Source organism: Cytobacillus sp. FSL W8-0315, from assembly GCF_038002905.1.
Lineage (GTDB): Bacteria > Bacillota > Bacilli > Bacillales > Cytobacillaceae > Cytobacillus > Cytobacillus pseudoceanisediminis.
On sequence record NZ_JBBOOC010000001.1, the window covers coordinates 784,250 to 798,520 of the forward strand.

Annotated in this window: 12 protein-coding genes; 11 read left to right on the forward strand and 1 reads right to left on the reverse strand. The window is 40.3% G+C overall.

Annotated elements, in window-relative coordinates; genetic code table 11:
- The first annotated feature begins 15 nt into the window (after positions 1-15).
- The 7 genes from MKY20_RS04280 (at position 16) to MKY20_RS04310 (ending at position 8,055) form a co-directional block, all read left to right on the forward strand.
- Positions 16-1,026, forward strand: coding sequence for an aromatic ring-hydroxylating dioxygenase subunit alpha (locus tag MKY20_RS04280; protein ID WP_251266770.1), 1,011 nt, complete (start codon positions 16-18; stop codon positions 1,024-1,026).
- A gap of 287 nt (positions 1,027-1,313) precedes the next feature.
- The gene (locus MKY20_RS04285) at positions 1,314-2,243 is read left to right on the forward strand and encodes an L-lactate dehydrogenase (RefSeq protein WP_251266771.1); all 930 of its coding nucleotides are present in this window, start codon (positions 1,314-1,316) and stop codon (positions 2,241-2,243) included.
- 35 nt (positions 2,244-2,278) lie between these two features.
- Positions 2,279-3,850: an L-lactate permease gene (locus MKY20_RS04290; protein ID WP_217026044.1), complete on the forward strand. Its 1,572-nt coding sequence runs from the start codon at positions 2,279-2,281 to the stop codon at positions 3,848-3,850.
- A gap of 191 nt (positions 3,851-4,041) precedes the next feature.
- Positions 4,042-5,739, forward strand: coding sequence for a ribonuclease YeeF family protein (locus MKY20_RS04295; protein WP_251266772.1), 1,698 nt, complete (start codon positions 4,042-4,044; stop codon positions 5,737-5,739).
- A gap of 5 nt (positions 5,740-5,744) precedes the next feature.
- Positions 5,745-6,182: an SMI1/KNR4 family protein gene (locus tag MKY20_RS04300; RefSeq protein WP_217026043.1), complete on the forward strand. Its 438-nt coding sequence runs from the start codon at positions 5,745-5,747 to the stop codon at positions 6,180-6,182.
- A gap of 496 nt (positions 6,183-6,678) precedes the next feature.
- On the forward strand, positions 6,679-7,449 hold the full coding sequence (locus tag MKY20_RS04305) for an isocitrate lyase/PEP mutase family protein (protein WP_251266773.1): 771 nt from the start codon (positions 6,679-6,681) through the stop codon (positions 7,447-7,449).
- 27 nt (positions 7,450-7,476) lie between these two features.
- Positions 7,477-8,055, forward strand: coding sequence for a bifunctional transcriptional activator/DNA repair enzyme AdaA (locus tag MKY20_RS04310; protein WP_251174356.1), 579 nt, complete (start codon positions 7,477-7,479; stop codon positions 8,053-8,055).
- Positions 8,056-8,436: 381 nt separating this feature from the next.
- On the opposite strand, the gene MKY20_RS04315 is transcribed toward MKY20_RS04310, so the two are convergent.
- On the reverse strand, positions 8,437-9,405 hold the full coding sequence (locus MKY20_RS04315) for a sugar phosphate isomerase/epimerase family protein (protein WP_251264386.1): 969 nt from the start codon (positions 9,403-9,405) through the stop codon (positions 8,437-8,439).
- A 203-nt stretch (positions 9,406-9,608) separates the two neighbouring features.
- On the opposite strand from MKY20_RS04315, the gene MKY20_RS04320 reads away from it, so the two are divergent.
- The 4 genes from MKY20_RS04320 (at position 9,609) to MKY20_RS04335 (ending at position 14,261) form a co-directional block, all read left to right on the forward strand.
- Complete coding sequence (locus MKY20_RS04320; protein WP_251264387.1) at positions 9,609-10,598, forward strand: LacI family DNA-binding transcriptional regulator; 990 nt, start codon at positions 9,609-9,611, stop codon at positions 10,596-10,598.
- A gap of 125 nt (positions 10,599-10,723) precedes the next feature.
- The gene (locus MKY20_RS04325) at positions 10,724-11,698 is read left to right on the forward strand and encodes a substrate-binding domain-containing protein (protein WP_341000457.1); all 975 of its coding nucleotides are present in this window, start codon (positions 10,724-10,726) and stop codon (positions 11,696-11,698) included.
- Between the two features lie 78 nt (positions 11,699-11,776).
- Positions 11,777-13,291 (forward strand): sugar ABC transporter ATP-binding protein, encoded by a 1,515-nt coding sequence (locus MKY20_RS04330; RefSeq protein WP_217026038.1) that lies wholly within the window; start codon positions 11,777-11,779, stop codon positions 13,289-13,291.
- A 121-nt stretch (positions 13,292-13,412) separates the two neighbouring features.
- Positions 13,413-14,261 carry an ABC transporter permease gene (locus MKY20_RS04335; protein WP_341000460.1) on the forward strand — a complete coding sequence of 283 codons (849 nt, stop codon included), beginning with the start codon at positions 13,413-13,415 and terminating at the stop codon, positions 14,259-14,261.
- Positions 14,262-14,271: the final 10 nt, after the last annotated feature.

Consider the following 14,271-nt stretch of genomic DNA (forward strand, 5'->3'; position numbering starts at 1 on the left):
AAGGGAAGTGTCGCTATGCAGCAAGATCGATTATGTAATGAATGGCATCCAGTATGCAAAGCAGAGGAATTACTGGAGGATCCCAAACAGGTATTTGTCCTTGGGGAGCGTGTCGTCATTTTCCGCAATGAAAAAGGGGTTCACGCATTTAAGGATCTTTGTATCCACCGGGGGGCAGCCCTTTCCCTTGGAAAGGTGAAGAACGGAAATCTGGTCTGCGCTTATCATGCCTGGGAATACGATTGTACAGGTGCCTGTGAGAAGATTCCTGCCCTGCCGAGCGGCAGAGCCATTCCAAGTAAAGCAAGAGCAACCGTTTACCATTGTGAGGAGTATCTGGGGCTGATCTGGGTTAACTTAGGGGAAGATCCGGCGCCGCTTGTTTCCTTTCCTGAATATAGCATGGAGGGGTACCGGACTGCAATTTGCGGCCCCTATGAGGTAAAAGCAAATGCCCCAAGAATTATTGAAAATTTCCTGGATGTTTCGCATCTTATGTTTGTACATGAAGGCCTGCTTGGAGATGAGGATCATGCGGAGGTTGTCGATTATAAAGTTGAATTTGTTGATAATCGCTTAATTACTAGTAAAATCCCGGTCTATCAGCCGAACCCTGACGGACGCTCCAAAGGCGGGTATGCTGACTATGTGTATGAAATCCTTAATCCAACTACCGCCCGTTTTACAAAAACAACGGAAGGATCGGATGATGAGCTGACGATTCTGCTAGCTGTCAATCAAGAGGATCATGAGCAGGCCAAGGCATTTATGCTGTTGACCAGAAACTATGATCTGGACATGCCGGATGAGCCTTTTATTGAATTTCAGGATACGATTTTTTATCAGGATTTAGATATCGTCCAAAGTCAAAAACCAGAGCTTCTGCCGCTTGACTTACAGGCAGAGCTGCATCTTAAGTCAGACGCCCTTACTATTGCCTATCGCAAATGGCTAAATGAGCTGGGTGTGGAGAATGGCACAAATCCCATTCAGGATGAAGCACGGAAAAAAGTATTAGTGCAATAATGATCAGTGCCAGCTCCCCGCTATGCTGCAGCTTACAGGGGGGCTGGCACTTCTTATCCACTCCTTAATTGTTTGAAAAAAGTTTGAGGAAAGACTTGCGCAAAAACAAAAGCACTGATATATTTTAAATGTGAAGCATTTCACAAATAACTATATCGATATTTTTTTAGTTTAATATGTGAATTAATTCACATAGATTTAATCACCTAAATAAGATGAAATCAATAGAATATTTTTTTATGATCTCATGTGAAATATTTCACAATTAATTATTGGAGGAACTTATTATGAATTTAACATTAGGAAACAAAATTGTATTAGTAGGAAATGGCGCTGTTGGATCAAGTTATGCTTATGCCTTATTAAATCAGGGCTTATGTGATGAGTTAATCATTATTGATGTAAATGAGGAGAAAGCAAAAGGAGATGTCATGGATTTAAACCACGGCATTGCCTATGCTCCAACGGCTATGACGATTAGATATGGTTCTTATAAGGACTGTAAGGATGCCGCTCTTGTGGTGATCTGTGCAGGGGCAGCGCAAAAACCGGGAGAAACACGGCTGGATCTCGTGAATAAAAACGTTAAGATCTTCAAATCCATTGTAGAGAGCATTATGGATTCTGGATTTAATGGGATTTTCTTAGTTGCAGCAAATCCAGTCGATATCTTATCTTATGCAACCTGGAAATTCTCTGGCTTGCCTAAAGAAAGAGTCATCGGGTCTGGAACCATCCTGGACTCTGCCAGATTCCGCTATTTATTAGGGAAAGAATTTGATACGGCAGCCGTAAGTGTCCATGGGTATATTATCGGTGAACATGGCGACTCCCAATTCCCGGTATGGAGCTTTGCCAATATTGCCGGAACCCCGGTAGCTGAGAGATTAACAGAAGAAAGAAAAGAAGAAATTGCTGTCCAAGTCCGGGATGCTGCATATGAAATTATTAACGCAAAAGGTGCAACCTACTATGGAATTGCGATGGGGCTGGTCAGAATAACAAAAGCCATCTTACGAAATGAGAATGTGGTATTGCCGGTTGGAGCATTGTTAGAAGGAGAATATGGCCAAAGTGATGTGTTTGTCGGGATTCCGTCACTTATCACAAGAAACGGTGTGAAAAATATTGTTGAGCTGTCATTGACAGAGGATGAAAAAAGGAAGCTTGCTAGATCTGTTCAAACCTTAAAAGACATCCAAAATTCAGCATTATGACGAGTTGACATCTTAGATCCAAAGGAGCAGATCATATGTTAGTGGAAACGTTCAATCCTTTTCATAACCTGGCTATTTCCTCCCTGGTGGCAGCTATACCGATTCTGTTATTTCTGATTTGCTTGACGGTATTGAAAATGAAGGGTATTCATGCAGCACTAGTAAACTTAGCTGTCACTTTTTTCATCGCTCTTATCATCTTTAAATTGCCATTCGGAGAAGCGGCAGGAAGTGTTATTCAAGGTGCTGCATCAGGAATTTGGCCAATTGGCTGGATTATTGTCATGGCTGTATGGCTATATAAAATTTCGGTGGCATCAGGCAAGTTTGATATTTTGCGCGGAAGCATCGCAGGAATTTCCCAGGACCAGCGCATTCAATTTCTTCTGATCGGATTTTGCTTTAATGCCTTTCTCGAAGGAGCTGCCGGCTTCGGCGTACCGATTGCCATTTGTGCCGTGCTGTTAGTGTCACTGGGCTTCAAGCCTTTACAGGCAGCCATGCTCTGTCTCATCGCAAACGGTGCTTCAGGCGCCTTTGGTGCGATTGGAATACCGGTCGGCATTGTCGATACGTTTGGGATTCCAGGGGTTACTTCCATGGATGTGTCGATCATGACAGCTCTGACACTGCCGATTATTAACTTTACCATTCCCTTTTTATTAATATGGCTCATTGACGGGATTAAAGGAATTAAGGAAGTATTCCCGGCTATCCTGATCACAGCTGGGGTTTACACTGTGGCACAAGCAATCATCACGATATTTATAGGCCCGGAGCTTGCTGATATTATTCCTTCCTTATTAGCAATGGGTGTATTAGCGTTATTTCTGAAAAAGTGGAAACCAAAAAATATCTTTTTGCTCAATGGGAAAGAGTGTCGATTTGAACAGCATTCCTTAGGTAAAATTGTTAAAGCATGGTCACCATTTTATCTATTGACCCTATTTATTTTAATATGGAGTTTCCCGGCATTTAAAGGTCTTTTTGCTGAAGGGGGCCTGCTGGAATTCACAGTCATTAACTTCGATATACCCGGATCTTCTCTTAGTGTCAGCATCAGCTTAATAGGAGCAACAGGCACAGCAATCTTATTGGCAGGCTTAACGACAATCGCAACGACTCAAGGCATCAGTATGGGTGAAGGATTCAAGCTTCTCAAAAAGACCGTTTCAGAGTTTTGGATTCCGATTATCATGATTTGTGCCATTATCGGGATTTCAAAGCTCATGACGTACGGAGGAATGACCGTCACTTTGGGTGAAGCCGTTGCAACCACTGGAACTATATTTCCACTGCTATCACCCGTTTTAGGCTGGATTGGGGTGTTCATGACAGGATCTGTCGTGAACAATAATACTCTATTTGCGCCCATCCAGGCGACTGCCGGTCATGTGATCGGAACCAACTCATCCTTATTGCTCTCTGCCAATACGGCTGGAGGCGTGATGGCAAAGCTCATCTCTCCTCAGTCCATCGCCATTGCCACAGCAGCTGTTGGCGAGACAGGAAAAGAAGCCGATTTGACGAAAATGACATTGAAATATAGCTTTGGATTGCTGGTGTTTGTTTGTATTTGGACATTGATATTGTCATTATTTTTCTAGATAAAAAAGAGACATGCTTAGCAAAAGCCTGTCTCTTTTCATTTCAGGTGCTTGGGGAATCCAAAAAACATGGATCAAACTCTAGGATACTTTTACACTATTTCATGCCAAAATTCCTATTCAACTAATTGCCCGAGTCCTTTAAGATAAAAATAGAAGAAAATGGAAATTATAATACGGAGCTGATTCTGTTGAAAGTTCTTGAAGTAGATTCCTTGCTTGCAGGAATCCACGAAACCAGCAATCAATTATCCATCCTTAAAGATCAGGTAAGTCAAGTTCAGGTATCCATCCAGGAACTGGTGTCTCTTGAAGATGCGTTCAAAGGACAGGGCGGCCAGGCAATACGGGCTTTTTATCAGGAATGCCACCAACCATTTTTGCAATTCCTTGAATCCTGGATTGACGAGTATCGATCCTATTTAAAAAGTTTCATAGGTTCATTGGGTAATCTTGAACCCTCCCCTTCAGGCTTTATCCGCCAGGAATTTCTGGAGCATGAACTCCAACAAGGGCTTAGAAACACTCTTCAGATCACTGCTGAGCTGAGAGAGGAAGCGAATGAGATCATGAAGTCCGTAAGCGATATTGTTGCGCTTCCGCGGCTGGAGGTTGGCCGCTTTATCCAGGCAACAAAGAGCGCTGAGGACTCAAGCCGCGAAACAGTTCAAAAATTGGAGGATTTTGACCATCGGGAAACGGGTGCACTGGACCCTATCCTGCATGATCTAAACCTCATGAACCAGTACATTCAAAAAATAGCGGGCATGTTCCAAAGCAGCAGCTTATCTCTGGCCCAATATCAGCCTAAATCTCTAAACTGGAAGGATTTCCACGAGGAAATATCGAATCCCAATCCAGAAAGCGGGCAAAGTATTCTTCAAGATATAGCTGAAGGAGCCATTGAGGGGGCATCCAAAGCTGTAGGTGATACATGGGATGGGCTGAAGTCGACCTATGAACTAGGCAGAACCATTATGGGACCGTTCAGTCCGCTGTTTTTGGGCAGTGAATTGCTGTTTAACCGTGACCAGCTATTAGAAAACCAAAGGAAGCACCAGGAATTTTACTTAGGCATTTTAAATGACCCTATAGGAAAAGTGAGCCAGGCTCTGGATATGCCGAAATATATATGGTCCGCTGTCACCAGCGCCTGGGAGCGGGATGTCATAAGTGGAGATGTCAAAAGCCGGACAGCCTTCTTTACCTATGGTCTGACTTCCCTTGGAATTGGCATTCTGGGGGATAAGGGGATTGGGAAAGCTGGAACCGTTGCCAAGACGGTTCGCCAGGCTGGTAAAGGAGAGAAGGCACTTCCGATTTACACGCCGATTCAGAGACCTGCCTTGGCGGGAGGACTGGTTCAGCGCCCGGTGCCTTATAATGTTCTTCATGACCCTTTGACGCAGATAAAGACTGTGACGGAGAAAGTGTATGGGGGCAAGGGTACGAAGGATACCGTAAAAATTGATTATGATTTAGCTAAAAATTATATTAGAGATGTTGAGTCGAAAACAGGATTGAAACTTCATAAAAGACAAATTGAAAAATTAAAGGATGCTTTAAGGGATAATAAATATGAAAAGATGACCCCATTGGAAACTATAAAACACAGAAGTAAATTCAATGGTGTAAAAAATAAATTGATTGATGAATGGGAAGTGAACACGGGGCAAACATGGCCAAGGTATACTGAGGAAATTTATGATAAAAAAGGGAGGTTAGCAAGGGATATAGGTCAACCCTATGATGCTCACCATATAATAGAAAATAATTTTGGTGGTCCTCACGAATGGTGGAATATACATCCTGCTAAATTTCCTGATGAACATCAGGCAGGGATTCATGGTAAAGGGTCTCCATCAAATAAATTATTTCCAAGGAGGTAGTTTTAATGGCTAAATTTGATTTTGTGAAAAATGGTAAGCATAAATTTATTAAACTACAAGAAAGTGAACTGTTAAATGCAGAAGAGAGACTTGGGTTTACGTTACCCAATGAACTTAGAAATTTTTACTTAGAAGTTGGCTATGGCTTTATAAAAGGAATCAATGGTAATGCGATAAATAGAATTATGGATCCAGACACTATAGCTGATATAACGCTTAGAGAAGATATTTACGAGTTTGATCCAGATTTAGAAAATATATATGAAGAGGAAGATAAATTAGTGTTTTTTGAAAAAAACGAGGGGGTATATTTAACTCTTGACTTAAACACTTCTAATTATACTCCTGTTTATTTCTTTGGGATAAAAATAGCTGATTCATTAGAGGAATTTATAAGAAAGATTGATGAGGACGATGAATACTTTATGGCTATGGTTGATTAATAGTGTAGAATTTAAGTAATATATACTACTGTAAATAGGAGGTTAAAGTTCACCTGGCGGGAATGGTTATACGTGAAAAAACGATATTAAATTCCTTGAACTGATATTTCCCTAAATACTTCATTTTAAGAATCGCCAAACATGGTTGGTTCTTCCCTTTTATATCCTTAAATATGTTTTCAAATCCATTATTTGAATTATTAATTGCAGTAAAGTAATGAAATATTAAAGAGTTTATTGCTTAGATTAATGACTGATTATATAGTTTTTTCTGTATTGTAAATTAAAATTATGACCATCTTGATTGGCCAAAGCCATTTAAGGTGGTCTTTTTTTTGCTACTCGAAAAACCAGAAGGATCCCCGCGCCGAATGTGAAACACAATCAACATTCACTTTTTTGTCCTCTTGAAGCCAGACCATAAGAGCAAGAATGAGGACGAAATGAATATCGTTCCTTGTTAAAATGAGTCCAACAACTTTAGGAGGAGATAATAATGAAAAAAATACAGAAATTTAATGAGCTGCATTTTTCAAATGAACTTTTATTCCTGGGAAACGCCTGGGATTTGCTTTCCGCCTTAACACTTGAAAAAGCAGGATTTAAAGCAATTGGTACGACCAGCTGGGGGATTGCTGATTCACTGGGATATGCAGACGGAGAATTAATTGATTTTGATAGACACTTAGCGATTATCAAAACCATAGCGGAAAATGTGAAAATTCCTGTTTCTGCTGATATTGAAGCGGGCTACGGGGAAGATATCCCAACAATAATTGAGCATGTCATAATGACAGCAGATGCAGGGGTGGCCGGCATCAATATTGAGGATTCCTTCAAAAAGCAGAAAGGATTAAAGGAGATTTCCTGGCATTGCAGCCTTTTAGAAAGGATAAGAGCCGCGATAGAAAACAATGGCTATAAGGATTTTTATATTAACGCCAGAACCGATACGTATTTACAGAAACAAAATCCGCTTCCAGAAACGATAGAACGGGCAAAAGCATATGTGGAGAGCGGTGCCAGCGGAGTTTTTGTACCGGGTTTAATAGAAGAAGAGGAGATTAAAGCCATCACGAAGAATGTCAGTGCCCCGCTCAATGTCTTATCTTTACCGGGACTGACCAATTGTAATAAGCTAGAAGAATTAGGTGTGAGGCGTTTTAGCTTTGGAAATGCCCTGTCTGATAAAGTGATTGCATATATAGAAAAGAATGCACGTGAACTGGCAGAGTCTAGGGATACTGCCATCTTGTATAATAACTAGCAGAAGCGCAGGAAGGAAGTGGAGTTAATGGCGGCGAATATCAATCTGTCATTTGAAGAGATGTGGGAGAAAATCATTGCTTGTGATCGCAAATATGATGGCTTATTTTATACAGCAGTCAAAACAACGAAGATATATTGCCGCCCTTCCTGCAGATCGAGAAAACCCAAAAAAATAAATGTAGCATTTTACGCAGAAAAGAATGTAGCGGAAGAATCGGGTTACCGCCCCTGCAAAAGATGCCAGCCAGAAGTGGAGCAATCGCCGCATATTGCCCTAGTCAGAGATATTATTACATTCCTGGTCAATCACTACAAACAAAATCTGGCATTAAAAGACATAGCGGATCAAATCGGTTTAAGTCCCTTTTATCTTGAGCGCTTATTTAAACAGGAAACCTCTGAAACTCCGCGTGCTTATTTAGAAAAGATTCGTATCGATAAAGCCGCCCACCTCCTTAAAAGCACTTCGCTGACAAATCTGGAGATTTGCTATGAGGTGGGGTTTCAAAGTCCTTCCAATTTTTACAAAGTGTTTCGAAGCCAGAAGAACTGTTCCCCGAGTGAATATCGGAAGGAATTCCTGAATGAATCGGACCGTTTATGAAGCTTATATGGATATTTATCCTGTCATAAACGGTTGGTTAACTATTATAAATAAGTCTCCTTATAAAAAGCAGCTGATTAACATATATTTTTATATTAATCAGCCCCTGAGATTTTCAGTAAATAAGCCGCAAGATTCCTATTTTTACTGAACATAACTGCAGATTTTACTCCTTCAATGGACATGGGTTTCGTATGATTACCAGTGAAGAGACACAGCCAGGACATATTTTCCAAGTGGAGAAGACCGTAAAGTCCTTAAGAAGGACAGCATGAATCGAATTTCTCTGTCCTTTTTAGCGGGAAAATATATACAAAGCACTTGTGGAAGCCAATTACTATTGGCATCCAGCGTATACTTAATAAAAATGTTTTCTTATAACTACGCCCACCACATTTGACCAGCAGATTCCTTTACTATGATTGGCTTTAGGTTTTCCACTGCTTTTGTAAATCCTTCATCAATCGACATTAATCCGTCTTCATGTTCGATGCTTACTACATAATCATATCCATAAAGCCGGAGTGTACTAATTATATCTGCCCATTCTTTTTGATCGTGTCCAAATCCGACTGATCTAAAATACCATGAGCGGTCACGCATTTGGGAATAGTCTGTCATGTCTGTAAGACCATTTTTGTTCATGTTGGGCTGGTCAAAAGTGATATCTTTCGCATGAAAATGATGGATGGCATTTTCCCTTCCTAGGATCTTAATGGCTTCAATCGGGTCAATACCTTGCCACCATAGATGGCTGGGGTCAAGGTTAGCACCAAGGGCAGGCCCGCAAGCTTCTCTTAACCGGAGCATGGTAGCTGGTGTATGAACGGTGAATCCCCCATGCAGTTCTAAGCCAATTTTCACATTATGCGCCTGTGCAAAATCATTTTTTTCTTTCCAATAAGGAATTAATTTTTCTTCCCACTGCCATTTTAAAACCTCTTGGAAGTCATGGGGCCAAGGAGTTACGGGCCAATTTGGATAAAGGGCATTTTCATGATCGCCGGGGCAGCCGGAAAAAGTATTTACGACAGGAACTCCTAGTTTGGATGCCAGACGAATCGTTTTTGTAAGCAGTTCGTCAGCAGGGTCAGCGATTTTCTTCTGTGGATGAAGTGGATTGGCATGGCAGCTGAAAGCGCTAATGATTAATCCATAATCGTCAATCTTTTGTTTGAAGTTTTGCAATCCAATGTCATCTATTAATAATTCATCCACTTTACAGTGAGCATCGCCAGGATATCCGCCTGTACCTATTTCAATGGCTTCAATGCCTTTGGAAGATACATAGCTTAACATGTCTTCAAGACTTTTATCGGAAAATAATACGGTAAAAACCCCTAATTTCATTTTAAAGGACACTCCTCACAATTTGTTTTTGGAATATTTAAAAATGTAATCCGTTACATTTTTAACATATAAAAGTTTTTCAAGTAAATCAACTGTTTTATTTTGACGAAAAATACTTATTGACAGATAATTCGGAACAAATTACTATAAAAATGTAATCGATTTCAAGGAACTATGTACTATGTAGAAGGTAGGACTTTAATATGGCAAACATTCAACAGGTCGCTAAACAAGCGGGTGTTTCAGTTGCAACAGTATCAAGAGTGCTAAACGGACAAAAAACCGTATCCGGAAAAACAAGAATGAAAGTCGAAGAGGCAATTAAAAAGTTAAATTATGAACCTAGTATGTTAGGGAGAAATCTCAGAAATTCTGAAAGCCGGCTCCTGTTAATTTTAATTCCAACCATTTCGAACCCGTTTTATTTAGAAATTATTAAAGGAATTGAACAGGTTGCGATTAGCCAAAATTATAATATTCTCTTGTGCGAGACTGATTCGGATCCGGAGAGAGAGAATATTTACTTTGATTTAGTTCGTAAAAAGATGGCAGATGGAATTATTTCGATGGACCCTGCTGTCAATGGAAAAACACTGAAAAAACTTGCAGAAAATTACGCGATTATTCAATGCAGTGAGTATGAAGAAGGCAGTGGCATTCCCTATGTAACCATCGATAATGAAGAAGCTTCTTACCGGGCAGTCAAGCATCTGGTTCAAATAGGCCATAAAAAAATTGCTCTAATTAATTCGGATGAAAAATATCTATATGCCCGGCAGCGTAAAATGGGCTACAATCGGGCGTTAGAAGAGAATGGAATTGCGTTAAAACCTGAATACATCATCCCTACCCAGCATTTAGGATTTGAAAATGGGCAGCAGGCAATGAAAAAGATCTTAAACTTAGAAGAACGGCCAACTGCGGTATTTGCAGTATCTGACCTTTTAGCCATCGGGGCCCTAAAAGAAATAAATGCCTCTGGATTGCACGTTCCCAGCGATATGGCGGTAGTCGGTTTTGACAAAATAGATTTTTCAAATATGACAAATCCCACTCTCACCACCATCGCACAACCGATGCATAAGATGGGTACCGTAGCAGCGAAAATGCTGATTGATAAGATTAAAGGGATAGAAGTTGAAAGTATCATATTAGACCATGATTTAGTGATACGGGAGTCCACATCAAGATAATACAGCTAAGATCAGCGCTCTGCTATTAACAGAATCCACTAGTTTAATAGTAGACCGCTGACCTTAGATGTAAATGTAATCGATTACAATGCATTCAGGGAGCGCTTTTCTAATATAACAAAGGGGTGGATGGTTTGAAGAGATTTCTAGTCTTGATTTTGTCTTTAGTCACAATGTTTAGTTTGGCTGCGTGCAGCAGTGATGGAGGAAGTTCCAAAGGTGAAGAAGAGGATGATACATTAAAAATTGGTATTTCATTACCATCCTCTACACATGGCTGGATGGGAGCTTTAATTGACAGTGCTGAAAAGGAAGCAAAGGCATTGAAAGAAAGTGATGGCATTGAATACGTTATGACTAATGCTGCTGATCCCAATAAGCAGGCAAATGACGTGAATGATCTAATTGCTCAAGATGTGGATGTTATCGTAATGCTCCCAATTGAGTCTGCTGCACTTTCTCCAGTTGGACAAAAAATTAAAGAGGCAGGCATTCCTTTAGTGATTGTGGACCGTGAACTGGAAAACGATGCAGCTACTGTGGTTGTAAAAGGCGATAACGAAGGTATAGGTGTAAATGCCGGTAAATACTTTGTAGAAAAGCTGAATGGAAAAGGAAAAGTAGTTGAAATAACTGGGCCGCCAAGTTCCGTGACAGAACAGCGCGGAGCAGGCTTTAAAGAAGCAATGGAAAGTTCCGACATTGAGGTTATCGCTTCACAAAGCGGGGATTTCTCAACTGAAAAATCATTGGAAGTTATGCAAAATATCTTACAGGCGCATCCTCAAATCGATGCTGTTTTTACACAGGACGATGGAATGGCTCTTGGTGTATTGCAAGCCATTAAAGAAGCCGGGCGTAAAGATATTCAATTTATTACTGGTGCTGGAGGCGGAAAGGCTGTATTTGAAGACATTCAAGCAGATGGGCTGATTTCAGCAACATTTTTGTACTCTCCAACAATGGTTGAAGATGCGATACAAATTGCATCAGACATTGCAAAAGGGAAAGACCCGGCAGAAGCAATGGTCGTGAAAGAAGCTACTCAGGTTACCAAGGATAACGTTGATGAGTTCTACTATCCAGAATCAAAATTTTAAATAATGGTGTGGAGATACAATGATTGTGAATACAGTTATTGTGTTTCCTCTTTTCCTATAAAGGAGGGACGAAAGACCATGACTACAAGTCCTTTTTTGAAAATGAGCAGCATTGAAAAATCGTTTAACGGGGTACCTGTTCTGAAAGATGTAACGTTAAATGTACAGAAAGGCGAGATCCATGCATTGTTAGGAGAAAATGGTGCCGGAAAATCTACTTTGATGAACATATTAGGCGGCGTTCATCAGCCTGATAGCGGCACCATTCACATCAATGGCCAGGATGTGAAAATGTCTAATCCCAGAGTATCACAGGAGCAGGGAGTCAGCTTTATCCATCAGGAACTAAATGTAGTATCCGATCTTAGAGTCTATGAAAATATGTTTTTAGGTTCAGAACTGCGAAATAAATTTGGATTCTTAAAAGTACAGGAGATGTGCCGGTTTACGAATGAAATATTAGCAAAGCTAGGTGTGGATATCGATCCCAGGGAATATGTCAGAAATCTGGAAACCTCCTACAAACAATTAATAGAAATATCAAAGGCGCTGCTGCATAAATCAAAGTTAATCATTATGGACGAACCTACAACATCGTTAGCGGAACATGAAGTCAGCCGTTTGTTTGATTTAATGAGGAACTTGAAGAACTCAGGCGTGTCCATTATTTATATTTCTCATAAGTTAAAGGAAATCAAGGAAGTCTGTGACCGTTACACGGTGCTGCGTGATGGAGAACTTGTTGGTACCGGCAGTATTGAAAATGAAAATTTAGATACGATTACCAAGTTAATGGTTGGTAAATCTATTTCTCAAGATAGATTGGTTCAAAAGCATTCGTATGGACCGGTGATTTTAGAAGTGACTGACTTAACAAGTCCAGGATTATATAAAGACATTAGCTTCACCCTTCGAAAAGGTGAAATATTAGGCTTTACCGGCTTGGCTGGTGATGGCAGGACAGAGCTCTTTGAAAGCTTATTTGGATATCGGAAAAAGTACACGGGTGAAATTAAAATCAATAAACAGCCAGTAAAAATAGATAATCCGCGCAAAGCAGTAGAAGCAGGATTAGGGCTTGTTCCAAAGGATCGGAAAGAAAATGCAATCATTAAAGATTTAAGTGTCATTCATAATATGAGCTTAACGTCCATTGGACATTTTGAGAAGTCGGGTTTTATTCAGGAAAGGCAAGAAAAGGAGAAATTTCAATATTATAAGGACAAACTGAACATCAAAGTTCACAATCCGCGTATTACAATCGATAAGTTAAGCGGCGGCAACCAGCAAAAGGTCATCATTGCTAAATGGCTGGAGGTGGATACAGATATCATCATTTTTGACAATCCAACACAGGGGATTGATGTGGGAGCTAAGCAAGAAATTTATCAGCAAATCGTTTCATTGGCAGAACAAGGAAAAGCAGTGATTATCTTATCCTCAGAAGCACCGGAAGTACAAAAGATTTGTCATCATATTTATGTAATGTACCAAGGAGAAATCACAGCCCGATTTAAGGGAGAAGAAGCATCAGAAGATGACATTATGAGTTATGCAACTGGCTCAAAAAGGGAGGCCGAAAAAATTGGCTAATATTAATATAATGAAACAACCCAATCAGCAAACGTCAACAGCACAAAGTCGCCTCTCTTGGCTATGGTCTGAGTATAGCGTCATTATTGCCTTCTTAATTATTTTTCTTGCAGCCTCGATAATGAGTCCCAGATTTCTAGATATCAATAATCAGCTGAATATATTGATGCAAGTTTCGATTATTGGAATTGTGGCTTTAGGTATGACGATTGTTATGCTATCGGGCGGAATTGACTTATCGGTTGGATCAGTGCTCGTTTTAGTTGGTGTCATTACCGTATTGGCCTTAAATGCAACTGGAAGTATTTTGATTGCGGTATTAACAGCATTCATAGCAGGTACATTCGCGGGGTTTTTAAATGGATTAATGGTTGCGAAAGGCAGAATTGCCTCGTTTATTGCAACCCTTGGGATGATGGCTGCCGCAAGATCCATTGCTTTATATATTGCTGAAGGCGGCAGTATTTCCGGAGAGGTCCCTAGTTTTACTGCCATTTCCAATAGCGACTTATGGATATTTGATTATCCTGTTATTATTTTCTTTGTTATGACAGCAATTGTATATATATTAATGCATAAAACCAGATTTGGCCGTTATGTATATGCCCTTGGCAGTAATGAAAAAGCTGCCCTTCTATCAGCAATCCGAGTCGACCGGGTAAAAATTGGTGTCTATAGCCTGGTAGGTTTACTTGTAAGTGTAGCAGCCATCATAGAAACGTCCCGGTTGAATTCGATTTCTTCTTCAAGCTCAGGAGTTCAATATGAATTGGATGCGATTGCTGCAGTTATCATTGGCGGCACTAGAATGACGGGTGGACGCGGCAAGATTATGGGTACATTTTTTGGTGTCCTAATCTTAGGTATTCTGAATAACATGATGAACTTAATGAATGTTTCCCCACACCTCCAAGGATTTGTTAAGGGGTTAATCATCATCATTGCAGTTGTATTCCAAAAGAGAGAGTAGGAGGGAAACC